Here is a 15,938-nt window from a genome sequence, read left to right as displayed (position 1 = left end):
AGAAGCCGGACGAAAAGTCAATCGCCCGGCTTCAATATCTAGTGGTAAACGCCGCTTTGGCTAATAGCGGTAGTGTTCCGGCTTGAACGGACCCTGCGGGGTCACGCCGATATAGGCGGCCTGTTCGCCGGAAAGTTCGGTCAAGCGGGCTCCAAGCTTATCGAGATGCAGACGCGCCACCTTCTCGTCGAGGTGCTTGGGCAGCACATAGACCTGGTTCTGGTACTGGCCGGGCTTGGTGTAGAGCTCGATCTGCGCCAGCACCTGATTGGTGAACGAAGCCGACATCACGAAGCTCGGATGACCGGTCGCGTTGCCGAGGTTGAGCAGGCGCCCCTCGGACAGCAGGATCATCCGCTTGCCGTCCGGGAAGGTTATCATGTCGACCTGCGGCTTGACGTTGGTCCATTGCAGGTTGCGCAGCGACGCGACCTGGATCTCATTGTCGAAGTGGCCGATATTGCCGACGATCACCATGTCCTTCATCGAGCGCATGTGGTCGAGGGTGACGACATCCTTGTTGCCGGTGGTGGTGATGACGATGTCGGCGGTTGGTGCGGCATCTTCCAGCGTGACGACTTCAAAGCCGTCCATCGCCGCCTGCAGCGCGCAGATCGGATCGACTTCCGTGACCTTGACGCGGGCGCCGGCGCCCTTGAGCGAAGCCGACGAGCCCTTGCCGACGTCGCCATAGCCGCAGACGACCGCAACCTTGCCGGCCATCATGGTGTCGGTGCCGCGGCGGATGCCGTCGACCAGCGATTCCTTGCAGCCATATTTGTTGTCGAACTTCGACTTGGTGACCGAGTCGTTGACGTTGATCGCCGGGAACGGCAGCAGACCCTTCTTCTGCAGCTGGTATAGCCGGTTGACACCCGTGGTCGTCTCTTCGGTGACGCCGCGAATGGCTTCCTTCTGCTTGGTGAAGAAGCCGGGCGAGGCCTTCAGGCGCTTCTTGACCTGGGCGTAGAAGTATTCCTCTTCCTCGCTCTGCGGGTTGGACAGCACGTCCTCGCCGGCTTCGGCGCGGGCGCCGATCAGTATGTACATGGTGGCGTCGCCGCCATCATCGAGGATCATGTTGGAGAGGCCGCCATCGGCCCACTGGAAGATCCTGTCGGTATAGTCCCAGTACTCCTCGAGCGACTCGCCCTTGACGGCGAACACCGGGATACCGGCCTCGGCGATGGCCGCGGCCGCATGGTCCTGGGTCGAGAAGATGTTGCACGAGGCCCAGCGGATATCGGCGCCAAGCGCCTTCAGCGTCTCGATCAGCACCGCCGTCTGGATGGTCATGTGCAGCGAGCCGGTGATGCGCGCACCTTTCAACGGCTTCTTGTCGCCGAATTCTTCGCGGCAGGCCATCAGGCCCGGCATTTCGGTTTCGGCGATATCGAGTTCCTTGCGGCCCCAGCCGGCAAGCGAGATGTCGGCAACCACATAGTCCTTGCTACCTGTCATGGCAGTGCTCCGGTGCGATTTGTCTTCAGAATGCGCCTGCGCCACACGGCGCGTCGAAGGGCGCGGAATGCCGGCCTGACTAGCAGATCGCCGCCAAGACGACAATGGGATATAAAGAAATCTTTATGCGCGCATGTGTTTGCGGAGCATGATCCCGAAAAGTGGAAGCCGGTTTCGGACAAGATCATGCTCAAACAAAAAAGAGCTTCAGCACTCTTCGCCGAAGCGCGAGGCGACCAGCTGCTCCAGCGCGTCCATCGCCGCTGCGGCTTCAGCGCCGCTGGCTGTGACGCGGATCGAATAACCGGGGCTCGCCGCCAGCATCATCAGCCCCATGATCGAGGTGCCGCCGACCTTGAGACCATCCTTCTCGACATGGACGGTGGCGTCGAAGCCGCTGGCGACCTGGACGAACTTCGCCGAGGCGCGCGCATGCAGGCCGCGCTGGTTGACGATCGGGAACTCGCGCACGATCTCACCGGGCGACAGCGCGTTCATTTGCTGCTCAGCAGCTGACTTGCGACGTTGATGTATTTGCGCCCCGCGGCCTGCGCCTCGTCGAGCGCGGTCGCCATGTTGTCGCCCTTGCGGATCGACGACAGCTTGATCAGCATCGGCAGGTTCATGCCGGCGATGACCTCGGTGCGACCGGATTCCATCACCGAAATGGCGAGGTTGGAAGGCGTGCCGCCGAACATATCGGTCAGAACGATGACGCCGGTCCCGGTGTCGACGCGGCCGACGGCGTCGACGATATCGCGCCGACGCTGCTCCATATCGTCATCGGCGCCGATTGCCACGGTTTCGAAATTGTCTTGTGGCCCCACGACATGTTCCACGGCATGGCGGAACTCGGCGGCCAGTTGACCGTGCGTTACAAGCACGAGTCCGATCATTCTATGGTGGCTCCCGTCATCGCCGCTTCACAGGCGCTTTTTATGCTCGCCGGCCATCCCAGGCGGCGGGAGCGCTATCTTGTCGACGCGCGGCGCGTTGACAAGCCCAAAATTGCGTCGGCCATGGCCAATTTGACGCATTGCAGCAAAAAACCGGCGGCGGATCATACGAAAGGCGCAATCGCCAGCCGCGCCATTACCGCCGGCAAAGCCGCAGTGACGTTGCGCTGAACGAGGTCGATGCGCGGCACCACACAGCCGGCAATGGTCGCGCTCGACTCTTCCTGGAAACGCTCCACAGCGTTAGCGGCAACCAGCTGGATCGTAAGGTCGATGACTCCCACAGATTGGAACAAAAGCGGCTTCGGACCAAGTCCGGGCACCTCTGCGAGGCCGGCAATGCTGGCGGGCGCATGGCAGACCAGCCGCCCGAAACGCGCCGCGACAAACAGCTGGTCGTCGCCGATCAGCCGCGCAAACAGCCCGAGCCGGCTGAAATGGTCGATGAGCGCCAGCGCCAGCGTTGTCTTGCCCGAGCCGGACGGCCCGGTGATCAGGACGCCCCGCTCGCCAATCAGGACTGCGGTGGCATGGATGTTCTCGGGTTCCGCGGTGGGATCGGGCATGCGCAGCCGCGATCAGCCTTCGGCCGGCAGCGTAACGACGAAGCGCGCGCCCTTGATGTCGCCGGGCTTGGTGCCGGGGATGTTCTCGGCGGTCAGCGTGCCGCCATGGGCTTCGACGATCTGCCTGGATATCGACAGGCCAAGCCCCGAATTCTGGCCGAACGCCTCGCCGGCCGGGCGGTCGGTGTAGAAGCGCTCGAAGATGCGGTCGATGGCGTCGGCGCGGATTCCGGGGCCGTTGTCGTCGACGGTGACGATGTTGACCTTGCCCGAGCGTGCCAGGGAAATGGCGATATGGCCGTGGTCCTCCGGCACGAAGGAGCGGGCATTCTCGATCAGATTGGTGATGACCTGGCCGATCCTCAGATCATGGCCGGTGACGAAATAGCCTTTGACGCCTTGCGGCAGCTTGGCGGCCTTGAATTCGATCTCGACAGCCTTTTTGTTGCGCGTCGCTTCGCGCGACACGGCGACGAGATCGGTGATGAATTTCTTCAAATCGACCGTGGCGGCATCCTCACGCGCCAGTTCGGCGTCTAGGCGCGAGGCATCGGAAATGTCGGTGATCAGCCGGTCGAGACGCCGGACATCGTGCTGGATGATCTCCATCAGCCTGCCGCGTGAATTGTCGTTCTTGGCAAGCGGCAAGGTCTCCACCGCGCTGCGCAGCGAGGTCAGCGGGTTCTTCAGCTCGTGCGAGACATCGGCGGCGAAGCTTTCGATCGCCTCGATGCGGGCATAGAGCGCATTGGTCATGTCGCGCACTGCGACCGACAAATTGCCGATCTCGTCCTGGCGGTCGGAAAAGTCGGGGATCTCCTCGCGGCTCTTGACGCCGCGCCGCACCCGCACTGCCGCCGCCGATAGCCGGCGCAGCGGATTGGCGATGGTGGATGCGAGCAGCATCGACAGGATGGCGGTGACCAGGGCGGCGATGCCGAACACGCGCAAAATAGCCTTGCGCTCGGCGGCGACGATCTTGTCGATGTCGCCGCCTTCCGTCGACAGCATCAGCACGCCGAGAACGGCGCGGAAGCGCTGGATCGGCACCGCCACCGAAACGATCTGCTCGCCCTGTTCGCTCACCCGCACGATCGTCGACGGACTGCCGGTCAGCGCCTTGACCACTTCCGGGAAGGCCGCACCGTTGCCGCCGGGCTGCTCATGGTAGACGGGCAGGTCCTTGTTGCGGAAGAAGTCGAAGACGAATTTCTGCACGCGCTCCAGCATATCCGGCTGCTCGTCCTCGACCGGAGGCAGGTCGTAGCGCAGGATCTGGCCGCGCGAGTAGAGATGGCGCGAATCGAGCAGCAGATTGGCGTCGCGGTCATAGATGCGGGCCCGGGTGCGCGTCGGCGAAATCAGCCGCCGCAGCACCGGCGCGACGCGCTCGGGGTTGATCGGGAAATCCAGATTGTCGAGCTGGTCGGAGCCCGGCCCCAGGCTTTCACCGGCCTGCAGTTCGAGCAGTTTTTCCGGATCGATGCTGATCGAATCGGTCTCGACCGTTGCCGACGCGGCAATGGCGCCGGCGATGATCTCGCCCTGCGTCATCAGGCTTTCGACGCGGGCGTCGATCAGCCCGTCGCGGAAGGTGTTGAGATAGAGGATGCCGGTGACCAGCACGGCGAGGCCGGCCAGGTTGAGGAACAGGATGCGCCGGGTCAGGCTGGAAAAGATGTGGTGGCCGAGGAAGCGGCGCATCGGCACCGTCAACCTCGACAGGAATGCGGGCAGAATCCGCGACCGCCTGACAGCGCTCGTTCGTCTGCTCCGCTGTACATCCACTGCCATCGAATAGCAGCTCCCGCCTAGTCTTTGGTTTTATGCATGTCGTCGTCCCAAAAACCGCGACCACTTTTGGGCGACATGCATCAACTCAAGCTTCGCGGAACCGGTATCCGACTCCGTAAAGGGTTTCGATCATTTCGAAGTCGTCATCGACGGCTTTGAACTTCTTGCGCAGCCGCTTGATGTGGCTATCGATGGTGCGGTCGTCGACATAGACCTGCTCATCATAGGCGGAATCCATCAGCGCATCACGGCTTTTTACCACGCCTGGGCGCTGCGCCAACGAGTGCAGGATGAGAAATTCGGTGACCGTCAGCGTCACCGGCTCGCCCTTCCAGGTGCAGGTATGGCGTTCCTGGTCCATGACGAGCTGGCCGCGTTCCAGCGAACGGGCCTGCTGGCTGGGCGCCTTTGCCGCAGCTTCGCGGGCGCTGGCGCGGCGCAGCACGGCGCGCACCCGCTCGACCAGCAGGCGCTGCGAGAACGGTTTGCGGATGAAATCGTCGGCGCCCATCTTGAGGCCGAAAAGCTCATCGATCTCATCGTCCTTCGAGGTCAGGAAGATCACCGGCAGGTCGGACTTCTGCCGCATCCGGCGCAACAGCTCCATGCCGTCCATGCGCGGCATCTTGATGTCGAGGATGGCGAGATTCGGCGGCCGCGCCGCCAGGCCTTCCAGCGCCGACGCACCATCCGTGTAGGTCTCGACGCGATACCCCTCGGACTCGAGGGCGATCGACACCGATGTCAGAATGTTGCGGTCGTCATCGACAAGCGCGATTGTTGCCATTTCAAGCGGCTCCCTCATGAGCTGTCCCTTCTGTCTTAGAGAAGGGGCTTTTGCAGGACAAATTAGGTACAAAATGTGGCACAGGCTCCACCCGCTGTCGCGGACGGCTTGCCGGCGGCCCCATCGGAACCTCTACACGGGTTGGACGAACACTGTGTGCCAATCCTTTGGGCAACCACCGTGATTTTTTGCACATATAAACGATTTAAACAACTTTCAAAATTTTTAAATCGATTAATGATTTGATATCATTCGAGTTTTCTGGTTCTCACCGTCTCAGCCCCTAACGCGGGCTCGCCGGAAACGCGCCGGCAAAGTGCGGCGAATCCAGAAGAAGGGACCCTTGATGTCGGAAGTCGGCAAACGCAATTCTGCTTGCGCGATCGATCGTATCGGCCTGAAAACCACCGGCACGGTGCATTATAATTTTGGTGCGGCCGCCCTTTATGAGGCAGCGATCCGTCGTGGCGAGGGCCGGTTGACCGCCGGCGGCGCGCTGCTTGCCGAGACCGGCCAGCACACTGGCCGCTCGCCCAAGGACAAGTTTGTCGTCCGCGATGGCGCCACCGAGCCCCATGTCTGGTGGGACAACAACAAGGCGATTTCGGCGGGCCAGTTCGAAATGCTGCTCGCCGATTTCCTTGTCCACGCCGCGAATAGCGATCTCTATGTGCAGGACCTCGTCGGCGGCGCCGATGCCGAGCTGAAGCTGCCGACGCGGGTCATCACCGAATTCGCCTGGCACTCGCTGTTCATCCGCAATCTTTTGATCCGCCCGCAGGCCGCCGAGCTCGAGGGTTTCTTGCCGGAGATGACGATCATCGACCTGCCGTCCTTCCGCGCCGATCCGGCCCGCCACGGCAGCCGCACCGAAACGGTGATTGCGGTCGATCTCACCCGCAAGATCGTGCTCATCGGCGGCACTTCCTATGCCGGCGAGATGAAGAAATCGGTGTTCACCATGCTCAACTATCTGCTGCCGGAAAAGGGCGTCATGCCGATGCACTGCTCGGCCAATGAGGGCGCGGCCGGCGACGCGGCGATCTTCTTCGGGCTTTCCGGGACGGGCAAGACGACGCTGTCGGCCGATCCGTCACGTACGCTCATCGGCGACGACGAGCACGGCTGGGGACCGCACGGCATCTTCAACTTCGAAGGCGGCTGCTACGCCAAGACGATCCGGCTGTCGGCCGAGGCCGAGCCGGAGATTTTCGCCACCACGCAGCGCTTCGGCACGGTGCTGGAAAATGTCGTGCTCGACGCCGACCGCGTGCCGGACTTCAACGACGGCCGGCTCACCGAAAACACGCGCTGCGCCTATCCGCTGGATTTCATCCCCAATGCCTCGAAGAGCGGACGGGCCAGCCACCCGAAAAACATCATCATGCTGACCGCCGATGCCTTCGGCATCATGCCGCCGATCGCACGGCTGACCCCGGCGCAGGCGATGTATCACTTCCTCTCCGGCTACACCGCCAAGGTGGCCGGCACCGAGAAGGGCGTTACCGAGCCGGAAGCGACCTTCTCGACCTGCTTCGGCGCCCCGTTCATGCCGCGCCACCCCAAGGAATACGGCAATCTGCTGCGCGAGCTGATCGCCCGCCACGGCGCCGATTGCTGGCTGGTCAACACCGGCTGGACCGGCGGCGCCTACGGCACCGGCAAGCGCATGCCGATCAAGGCGACGCGCGCCTTGCTGGCCGCAGCGCTTGACGGTTCGCTGAAGGCGTCCGGTTTCCGCACTGACGCCAATTTCGGCTTCGAGGTGCCGGTTGCTGTGCCTGGCGTCGAGAGCGCCATTCTCGACCCGCGTTCGACCTGGGCCGACAAGGCAGCCTATGACCGGCAGGCAGCGCGATTGGTCGGCATGTTCGCCGTCAACTTCGAGAAATTCGAGAGCCATGTCGATGCCGTCGTGCTCGGCGCAGCACCCCGCCTGCAGGAAGCTGCGGAATAGTCCAGGCATCTTCACCGAAGCATCCTTGAAAGGCGCGGTCTCGATCGGGCCTTTTCTTTTTTGGTCCGCCGCGCCATGACTGCGGCATGCCTATCGACGACATCATCATATCAGACGAAGCCGTAATCCATCCGGGCGACCTGCACGAGGATTTCATCCGCTCGTCGGGTCCCGGCGGCCAGAACGTCAACAAGGTGGCGACCGCCGTCCAATTGCGCTTCGACGCCGCCAATGCAGCTGGCCTGTCCGAACGCGTGCGCGCGCGCACGATCAAGCTCGCCGGCCAGCGCGCCACCAAGGACGGCGTCATCGTCATCGAGGCCGGCCGCTTCCGCACCCAGGAGCAGAACCGGGCCGATGCCCGGGCAAGGCTGACGGCGCTGGTCGCCAAGGCCGCGGAACCGCCGCCGCCGCCGCGCAAGAAGACCAGGCCGTCGAAAGGCTCGGTGGAGCGGCGGCTGCAAAGCAAGGCAGGGCGCGGCACGATCAAAAAGCTGCGCGGCCGGGTAGAGAACGACTAAGGACCGCGCCGACTGCGCATAAAGCGGCCTCCCCTGCCGCAGCCGCAAGGTTTCGCCATTGCCACAGAAAGGGAGGCCGACAACGGTGGCTTTCGGGTCGCCGTTTCTGATTGGCGGTGGCATGGTTTCAGTATCAACCGGAGGCGAAGTCATGCTCGTTCTGCCCAAAGGCGTCCGCCACTTGCCTGGTTATCTGTCCCGCGCGGCGCAGGAAGCGCTGGTCGAAGAGGTGAGGACAATTGTACAGCGGGCGCCGCTGTACGTGCCGGCGATGCCGCGGACCGGCAAGGAGATGAGCGTGCGCATGACCAATTGCGGCACGCTCGGCTGGGTCACCGACAAGGAGCTGGGCTATCGCTACCAGCCAACGCACCCACTCACCGGAGAGCCATGGCCGCCGATCCCGGACGCGCTGCTGCAATTGTGGCGGGAGGTCGCCGCCTATCCGAATCCGCCGGAGGCCTGCCTGGTCAATTTCTATACGCAGGACGCCAAAATGGGTCTGCACCAGGATCGCGACGAAGCCGATTTCTCGGCCCCAGTGGTCTCGGTGTCACTTGGCGACGATTGCCTGTTCCGGGTCGGCCAAGTGACGGGCAGGGGGGCCACACGCGACGGCGGTACCAAATCGTTCCGCCTGAAAAGCGGCGACGTCGTCGTGCTCGGCGGCGAAGGCCGGCTCTGCTTCCACGGCGTCGACCGCATCTATCCGTCGACCTCGGCGCTGCTGAAAAATGGCGGCCGGATCAATCTGACGCTGCGGCGGGTCAACCGTACCCTGGAGCAGTAGAGGTATTCTTCGACTTACTGTTTGTTAAAGTATAGGTGCGACACAAAGGAATGTTCTCAAAAAGATTGGGGCCGTTCCTATGGCTTCCTCTGAAATCGTGCAAAGTCCTTCGCATGTGGACCGGTTTCCCGCATGGCTCGCGCGTGAGGGCCGCCGCAGTGCAATGATCTTCGCATTTGTCGTGTTGACCTTTCTCATCGCGACAATCAGGGGCGATTCGATCCTGCCCCATATTGTTGAATATACCGGTCGAATTGTGCGCTTTTTGCCTTTGCTGGGCTCTATCCTTGTTGCCGTGGTTGGTTCCTGCGCGCTCGTTCAGGGTCGCCATGGGTCACCAGTCAGCATCGCGGTCGCTTCCCTCGGAGGCATGTCGAATACCCTTGCGCGGGGTTTCTGCGCTAGCGTCGTGTTGGCTCTCTTCATGGCGGCATTCCTCTACAACAAAATGATGATTCCGATTGTCGCCCCCTTCCAGTGGGACGAAACTTTCTCCCACTGGGATGCAAATCTCCTGGGTGGGAATCAGGCGTGGCAAATCATTCAGCCGGTCGTCGGCATGCCTTGGGTAACTCGCCTGTTGGACATAGTGTACACTCTGTGGATGCTGCTGGTGTTCTTGTTCTGGGTGGGGTTGCTTGTCAGTCCGCGCGTGCCTGAGCGGATCCGCCTTCGCTACTGGCGGGCGACGGTCATTTCGTGGATCCTGATCGGCCTGGTCATAGCAACGTTGTTCTCCTCGGCAGGACCTTGTTACTTTGCGGAAATGGTGCCGGGCGCACCCTCGCCATATGCCGATCTGATGCGCTATCTCGACGAGGTTGCCTCGATCTATCCGCTGTCGTCATCCTTGACACAGGATTTTCTTTGGGAGGTCTATACTGGCCGTGTCGATTTGCCCGGTGGCATTTCGGCCATGCCCAGCATGCACAACGCGCAGGCGGCGCTGTTTGTGGCTGTCGCGTACTCAATTGATCGCAGGTTCGGTCACGCCATGCTGGCCTTTGGCGTCTTGTTGTTCTTCGGCTCGATTCACCTCGGGTGGCACTATGCCGTGGACGGAATTGTCGGCATTGCCGCGGCGCTCGCCATCTGGTGGGGCTGTGGCAAATTGGGGCTGGCGAATGACGACACGTTCTTGAGCGAGCGCGTCCTCGCACAGCACTAACCGATTCTACAGATTTTCCTTATAAAGTGCCCGGGCATTGCAACGTCGGCTCGGGACAATGACAAAGAGCAGTGTGGTTTTCCGTCAGTTGTGGGCAGTCATCAAACAAGCGATCCCGCTGATTCGCCGGGATTCAGGCGTTTATCTGTTCATCGTCGTCTACACATTGGCCGGACTGGTTTTTCTGTATGCAATAGGCGCGGCCGACCGCAGCGCGTATTCGATATATTTCGGGCGGTGGATATTGTTGAACGGCCTGATGCTGCCGACCTTCGCCATTATTGTTGACATAAGCCTGCTTATACATCGCACCGACATCAGGCGCCGTCTGGCGGCGAAATATGTGTTCTCGACATCGCGGCTGGCATATTCGCTCTCGGGTCTATGCCTCCTCATGGCGCTCATGATCTTTCAAGGCACATTCACCTCGGTGAAGAACGGAATGCCGGTCTGGCAGGACGGCTTTCCATTTGACGTGCTGCATGCCGACATCGATGCGTTCCTGCATTTCGGCGCCGATCCGTGGCGCTGGCTCTATCTGGTGGCCAAAAACGATTTCGTGCGGGCTGCCATCGAGTGGAATTACAACGTATTCTGGTTTGTCCTCAATTTTGGCGCCTTGTTCTTCGTCGCGACATCGCCCCGGACGGCGTCGGTTCGAACGCGCTATGTCATCTGCTTCATGGTGGTTTGGATCGTCGTCGGCAACATATTGGCTGGACTGTTCCTGTCGGCTGGTCCGGCGTTTTACGGGATGGTCACGGGCGACACGGCGCGGTTTGGCGAACAGCTCGCATTCCTGGCCCGCGGCGCCGAATCCTCCAATTCCGCTGTTTCCTACCAGCAATATTTGTGGAGGCTTCATGAGGCCAGGCAGACCGGTTTCGCGTCAGGCATTTCGGCCTTTCCCAGCGTGCATGTCGGCTTGGCGATGCTCAACGCACTTTTTGCATGGGAGTACAATCGCCGTCTCGGCGCTGTAGCGTTTGTCTATGTGGCCTTTGTTGCCGTCAGCTCGGTTTATCTGGCGTGGCACTATGCAATCGACGGCTATGCCGCAGCTGCTGTCTCGGTGATTGTCTATGTCGCGGCGCGCAAACTCGTCCCGGCCGACCGGCGCTACGTCCGGCGACCGGCGCAGGATACGCAATCGGCCGATATCGCGACCAGCCCGGAGGCGGCGGTCACAGTTTCCTGAGCGCCACTTCCTCGACCAGATGATTGGCGCCCTTGCGCAGGATGAGGTCGGCCCGCGCCCGTGTCGGCACGATGTTCTCGCGCAGGTTTTTCAGGTTGATGTTGGCCCACAAGCCTTCCGCAATGGCACGCGCGGCGTCTTCCGAAAGCTGCGAATAGCGGTGGAAGAAGGAGTCCGGATTGCGGAAGGCCGTCTCGCGCAGGCGCATGAAGCGGGCGATGTACCATTGGTGGATCAGCTTTTCGTCGGCGTCGATATAAATGGCGAAATCGAAGAAATCCGACAGGAACGGCACTATCTTGCCGTCCTTCGGCAATTTGCCGGGTTGCAGAACGTTGATGCCTTCGAAGATCAGAATGTCTGGCCGGTCGATGGTGACGAACTCGCCGGGAATGACGTCATAGGTCAAATGCGAATAGACGGGCGCGCGGACATTGCGCTGGGCCGACTTGATGCCCGAGAGGAAACGCAGCAGCGCACCGACATCGTAGCTGTCGGGAAAGCCCTTGCGCTCCATCAGATTGTCGCGTCGCAACACCTTGTTGGGCAGCAGGAACCCGTCGGTGGTGATGAGATCGACCTTGGGGCTCGACGGCCAGCGCGCCAGAAGCTCCTTCAGCACGCGCGCCGTGGTCGATTTGCCGACCGCAACCGAACCGGCAATGCCGATGATGAACGGTGTCTTGACCACATCCAGCGCGTTGAAGAAGGCCTGGCGCTGGCGAAACAGCAACTGGCTGGCCTCGACATGCGCCGAAAGCAGCCGCGAGAGCGACAGATAGATGCGCTTGACTTCTTCCAGGTCGACCGGATCGTTCAGTGAGCGCAGACGGTTGATCTCGTCTTCGCCCAGCGTCATCGGCGTGTCGGCGCGGAAGTTCGACCATTGCTCGGCCGAGAAGAAACGATAGGGGGAATATTTCTCGGTCGGAGCGAGCTGGTCCATCGAGTTTCCTGCCCTCTAGAGCATGAGGCCGAAAAGTGTGAAGCGGTTTTCGGGCGACATCATGCTCCCCTCTATCAATTTAGAGACGGATTCAGATTTAAGGCCTCGGCCCGAAATCATCCGGCTCTCGCGGTCAGCCTTTCGGCCGGGATGCCTTTTCAGTGACGCCCGAACGGCCGGTACGGCCCTCAAGCTCCTTCAGCACCTCGCCCAGCGAAACGCCGGCCATGCCAAGCACGACGAGCCAATGATATATGAGATCGGCACTTTCGGAAACGAGGGCATTTTTGTCGCCTTTGACGGCGGCAATCACCGTCTCGACTGCCTCTTCACCAAGCTTCTGCGCCGCCTTGTCGATGCCTTTGGCGAACAGTTTTGCCGTCCACGAGTCCGGGTCGCCGGAACGGGCGCGTTCGCCAATGATCGTTTCCAGATCGGACAGCGAAAATTCAGCCATGGCGCAGTCTACAGCCTTTGTGGAGTGGATTGAACCGGATAGTCCAGCCGCATCGGCAGCCCGGCCTCGGCCATATGCGCCTTGGCTTCCGTAATCGTGTAAGTGCCGAAATGGAAGATCGAGGCGGCGAGCACGGCGCCGGCATGGCCGTCGCGAATGCCCTCGACCAGATGATCGAGCGTGCCGACTCCGCCCGACGCGATCACCGGCGCGCGCACCGCATCCGCTATCGCGCGGGTCAGCGCAATGTCGAAACCGGCCTTGGTGCCGTCGCGGTCCATTGAGGTCAGCAGGATCTCGCCAGCGCCGCGATCGACCATTTTTCGCGCGAACTCGACCGCATCGATGCCGGTCTTTTCGCGGCCACCGTGGGTGAAGATCTCCCAGCGGTCGGCCTCATTTGGCGCCGACACCCTCTTGGCGTCGATGGCGACGACAATACACTGGTTGCCGAACTTGTCGGCGGCTTCGGCGACGAAATCCGGGTTCTTCACCGCCGCAGTGTTGATCGACACCTTGTCGGCGCCGGCCAGCAACAGTTTGCGAATATCGGCCACCTGGCGCACGCCGCCGCCGACGGTCAGCGGCATGAAGCATTGTTCGGCGGTGCGGGCGACGACGTCGAAGATGGTTTCACGGTTGTCGGACGACGCGGTGATATCGAGAAAGCAAAGCTCGTCAGCGCCGGCCGCGTCATAGGCTTTGGCCGCCTCGACCGGATCACCGGCATCGATGAGGTCGACGAAATTGACGCCCTTGACGACGCGGCCGTTCTTGACGTCGAGGCAAGGGATGACTCGGGCCTTCAGCATCAGCCCTTCTCCATCGTCGCCAGCAACTCGCTGAGCAGTTCGCCGACCAGCGGCGGAACCTCGGCCTGCGCATCGAACGCCGGATCGTAGGCGGAAATGGTGATGCCGGAAATCGGCAGCAGGCCGGCCATGCCGCAGACAGCCTGGCGCAGCTGTTTCGGCTCCGGGCCGCCGGGCGTGGTGTAACGGTTGGCCTGCAGCGCCCCGGGGTCGTGCACGTCGAGATCGAGATGCAGGTGCACCCGCTTCGCATCCGGCGCCTTCAGCCTGCCGCACGCCGTGGCCCAGTCCGGGCATTCGGTGCGGATGACCGGCAACGTCTTCAGCAGCTCCGTTTCGGCCGGATCGAGATCGCGCGCGTTGACCAGCACGCAGCGCGCCGGATCGATCGGCCTGAAGCCGGGGATGGCCGAGGCCATCGGCTTCCAGCACAGGCCGAGAACCGTGGCCAGCGCCATGCCATCGAGAAAGCCGAAGATGGACGTCTCCGGGGTGTTGAGATCGCCATGCTGGTCGGCCCAGATGATCGCATCGGCATCCTCGCCGGCAACCGCACCGGCCGATGTCAGGCAATTGCCGGCCAGCACGATGGGAAACCGGCCGCGGTCTATGGCGATGCGGACCTCGCCGGAGAGGGCACCGCACACGGCAAAGCCGGTGGCGATCTCGCGCTGCTGTTCGTCGCCAACCCTGCCGATATCGGTGACGACGACGTCATGCCCGGAGAGCGTCAGCGCGTCGACAAGCCCGCCGGCGATGAGTGCATCCGGGCCTCGGCCCATGCCGCCGTGATAGTGGCCGCTGTCATAGGAGGCCAGGATGATGGAGATTTTCACGGCCGGGTCTCCATCGCCTTGCCCTGCAGCACCGCAAGCGCCTCGGCCGGATCGATGCGCCCGTCATAGAGCGCGCGGCCGGAGATGGCGCCTTCGAGTTTCTTTGCGTCGGGCATGGTCATGCGCACGATGTCGGCGATCGAGGCCAGCCCGCCCGAGGCGATGACCGGGATCGACACCGCGTCGGCGAGATCGATCGTGGCATCCCAGTTGATGCCGGTCAGAACGCCGTCGCGGTCGATATCGGTGTAGATAATGGCGGCAACGCCGGCGCCTTCGAATTTCCGCGCCAGTTCGATGACGCCGAGGCTGGAGGCCTCGGCCCAGCCTTCGACCGCCACCTTGCCGTCCTTGGCGTCGATGCCCACGGCGATCTTTCCAGGAAATTCCTTGCAGGCTTCCCGGACCAGGTCGGGATCGCGCACCGCCACCGTGCCGAGGATGACGCGGGCCAGCCCGCGGTCGAGCCAGTCCTCGATCTGCGCCAGCGTGCGGATGCCGCCGCCGAGCTGCACCGGGTTTTTCGTCGCCTTGAGGATGGCGCCGACCGCCGCGCTGTTGACGCTCTGGCCCTTGAAGGCGCCGTTGAGGTCGACGACATGCAGCCATTCAAACCCTTGCTCTTCGAAGGCCTTGGCCTGGGCCGCAGGGTCGTCATTGTAGATGGTCGCGGTCGCCATATCGCCGTGCTTCAGCCGCACGCACTTGCCGTCCTTGAGGTCGATGGCCGGAAACAGGATCACCGTTCAGACCCCCTCCACAATGGCGAAATGCGAGGTCGAATAAGCGCGCCGGAATTTCAGCGCTGCCTGGTATTCGGGAGAATGGAAGCAAGCCAGCGCGACCTCGTAGCTTTCGAACTCGACGATCACATGGCGATTGCCGGATGGCCCTTCCGGGCTTGACGACTGACCGCCTCGCGTCAGGAATTTCGCGCCGTATTTGTCGAACGCCGCTTTGTTGGCGGCGATGTATTTCGGATAGTTTTCCGGATCGGTCACATCGACCATCGCCATCCAGTAGCCCTTCTTGCTCATCTCAAGGCCTCCAGCGCAGGAAGTTGGTGATCAGTGCCAGGCCGAGCGCCTGGCTCTTTTCCGGATGGAATTGCGTGCCGGCAAGGTTACCGCGCGCGACCGCCGCCGTTACCGGGCCGCCATAATCGGCGACGGCCAGCACTTCGTCCGGCCTTGTCGCGTCGAGATGGTAGGAATGAACGAAATAGGCGTGCAGACCCTTAGGCCCGGTCGCAATACCCGAAAACAGCGGGTGCTTGCGCTCCAGATCGATGGTGTTCCAGCCGATTTGCGGGATCTTCAGTGCCGGATCGGCGGGCGTGATCTCCTTGACGTCGCCGGCAATCCAGCCGAAGCCCTTGGTCACGGTCTTTTCCAGGCCGCGCTGCGACATCAGCTGCATGCCGACGCAGATGCCGAGGAACGGCCGCGCCTTGGCGATCGCTACCTCTTCCACCGCTTCCCACATGCCGGCGACGCCGCGCAGGCCCGCCGCGCAATCGGCATAGGCGCCGACGCCGGGCAAAACGATTCGGTCGGCGCTGCGCACCCGCTCGGCGTCGGCGGTTAGCTCAATGGCAGCGGCAATGCCGGCTTCATGCGCGGCGCGCTCGAAGGCCTTGGTGGCCGAGCGCAGATTGCCCGACCCGTAATCGATGATGGCAACCCGCAT

General features: G+C 62.2%; 18 protein-coding genes. 5 read left to right on the top strand and 13 right to left on the bottom strand.

What is annotated here, in order from left to right; translation table 11 throughout:
- Positions 1-60: 60 nt before the first annotated feature.
- From ahcY to NKJ88_RS03905, 6 genes are all read right to left on the bottom strand, one after another.
- Positions 61-1,461 (bottom strand): adenosylhomocysteinase, encoded by a 1,401-nt coding sequence (ahcY, locus tag NKJ88_RS03930; protein WP_023681401.1) that lies wholly within the window; start codon positions 1,459-1,461, stop codon positions 61-63.
- Positions 1,462-1,668: 207 nt separating this feature from the next.
- Positions 1,669-1,959, bottom strand: coding sequence for an HPr family phosphocarrier protein (locus NKJ88_RS03925; protein ID WP_023672303.1), 291 nt, complete (start codon positions 1,957-1,959; stop codon positions 1,669-1,671).
- A complete protein-coding gene (locus NKJ88_RS03920) occupies positions 1,956-2,357 on the bottom strand; it encodes a PTS sugar transporter subunit IIA (RefSeq protein ID WP_023672304.1) in 402 nt (133 codons plus the stop codon). The genes NKJ88_RS03925 and NKJ88_RS03920 overlap by 4 nt, the downstream gene beginning before the upstream one ends.
- A 164-nt stretch (positions 2,358-2,521) precedes the next feature.
- Complete coding sequence (locus NKJ88_RS03915) at positions 2,522-2,983, bottom strand: HPr kinase/phosphorylase (protein WP_023687429.1); 462 nt, start codon at positions 2,981-2,983, stop codon at positions 2,522-2,524.
- A 12-nt stretch (positions 2,984-2,995) separates the two neighbouring features.
- Complete coding sequence (locus tag NKJ88_RS03910) at positions 2,996-4,777, bottom strand: sensor histidine kinase (RefSeq protein WP_023672307.1); 1,782 nt, start codon at positions 4,775-4,777, stop codon at positions 2,996-2,998.
- Between the two features lie 85 nt (positions 4,778-4,862).
- The gene (locus NKJ88_RS03905; protein WP_010912942.1) at positions 4,863-5,564 is read right to left on the bottom strand and encodes a response regulator transcription factor; all 702 of its coding nucleotides are present in this window, start codon (positions 5,562-5,564) and stop codon (positions 4,863-4,865) included.
- A gap of 346 nt (positions 5,565-5,910) precedes the next feature.
- On the opposite strand from NKJ88_RS03905, the gene NKJ88_RS03900 reads away from it, so the two are divergent.
- From NKJ88_RS03900 to NKJ88_RS03880, 5 genes are all read left to right on the top strand, one after another.
- Positions 5,911-7,521, top strand: coding sequence for a phosphoenolpyruvate carboxykinase (locus NKJ88_RS03900; RefSeq protein ID WP_023823989.1), 1,611 nt, complete (start codon positions 5,911-5,913; stop codon positions 7,519-7,521).
- Positions 7,522-7,607: 86 nt separating this feature from the next.
- A complete protein-coding gene (gene arfB, locus NKJ88_RS03895) occupies positions 7,608-8,042 on the top strand; it encodes an alternative ribosome rescue aminoacyl-tRNA hydrolase ArfB (protein WP_023672309.1) in 435 nt (144 codons plus the stop codon).
- A 151-nt stretch (positions 8,043-8,193) separates the two neighbouring features.
- A complete protein-coding gene (locus tag NKJ88_RS03890) occupies positions 8,194-8,832 on the top strand; it encodes an alpha-ketoglutarate-dependent dioxygenase AlkB family protein (RefSeq protein WP_023823988.1) in 639 nt (212 codons plus the stop codon).
- Between the two features lie 79 nt (positions 8,833-8,911).
- Positions 8,912-10,000, top strand: coding sequence for a phosphatase PAP2 family protein (locus tag NKJ88_RS03885; protein ID WP_081730953.1), 1,089 nt, complete (start codon positions 8,912-8,914; stop codon positions 9,998-10,000).
- 58 nt (positions 10,001-10,058) lie between these two features.
- Positions 10,059-11,198 (top strand): phosphatase PAP2 family protein, encoded by a 1,140-nt coding sequence (locus tag NKJ88_RS03880; RefSeq protein WP_023694619.1) that lies wholly within the window; start codon positions 10,059-10,061, stop codon positions 11,196-11,198.
- Here the strand turns inward: NKJ88_RS03880 and coaA are convergent.
- From coaA to hisH, 7 genes are all read right to left on the bottom strand, one after another.
- Entirely contained in the window at positions 11,185-12,144 is a 960-nt protein-coding gene (coaA, locus tag NKJ88_RS03875; protein WP_023672313.1) for a type I pantothenate kinase, read from the bottom strand. The genes NKJ88_RS03880 and coaA overlap by 14 nt on opposite strands.
- Before the next feature lie 133 nt (positions 12,145-12,277).
- Positions 12,278-12,601: a phosphoribosyl-ATP diphosphatase gene (locus NKJ88_RS03870; RefSeq protein ID WP_023672314.1), complete on the bottom strand. Its 324-nt coding sequence runs from the start codon at positions 12,599-12,601 to the stop codon at positions 12,278-12,280.
- Between the two features lie 8 nt (positions 12,602-12,609).
- Positions 12,610-13,416 (bottom strand): imidazole glycerol phosphate synthase subunit HisF, encoded by an 807-nt coding sequence (hisF, locus tag NKJ88_RS03865; RefSeq protein ID WP_023823986.1) that lies wholly within the window; start codon positions 13,414-13,416, stop codon positions 12,610-12,612.
- Positions 13,413-14,249, bottom strand: coding sequence for an arginase family protein (locus NKJ88_RS03860; protein WP_023672316.1), 837 nt, complete (start codon positions 14,247-14,249; stop codon positions 13,413-13,415). The genes hisF and NKJ88_RS03860 overlap by 4 nt, the downstream gene beginning before the upstream one ends.
- Positions 14,246-14,992 (bottom strand): 1-(5-phosphoribosyl)-5-[(5-phosphoribosylamino)methylideneamino]imidazole-4-carboxamide isomerase, encoded by a 747-nt coding sequence (hisA, locus tag NKJ88_RS03855; protein WP_023823985.1) that lies wholly within the window; start codon positions 14,990-14,992, stop codon positions 14,246-14,248. The genes NKJ88_RS03860 and hisA overlap by 4 nt, the downstream gene beginning before the upstream one ends.
- A gap of 3 nt (positions 14,993-14,995) precedes the next feature.
- Positions 14,996-15,286, bottom strand: coding sequence for a DUF1330 domain-containing protein (locus tag NKJ88_RS03850; protein WP_023672318.1), 291 nt, complete (start codon positions 15,284-15,286; stop codon positions 14,996-14,998).
- A gap of 1 nt (position 15,287) precedes the next feature.
- A complete protein-coding gene (hisH, locus tag NKJ88_RS03845; RefSeq protein ID WP_023672319.1) occupies positions 15,288-15,938 on the bottom strand; it encodes an imidazole glycerol phosphate synthase subunit HisH in 651 nt (216 codons plus the stop codon).

The sequence above is a fragment of the Mesorhizobium sp. M0016 genome, from assembly GCF_040324035.1.
In the GTDB taxonomy this organism is placed as follows: domain Bacteria; phylum Pseudomonadota; class Alphaproteobacteria; order Rhizobiales; family Rhizobiaceae; genus Mesorhizobium.
The sequence above is the reverse complement of the archived record's forward strand: the minus strand, read 5'-3'. Positions and strand labels throughout refer to the sequence as shown.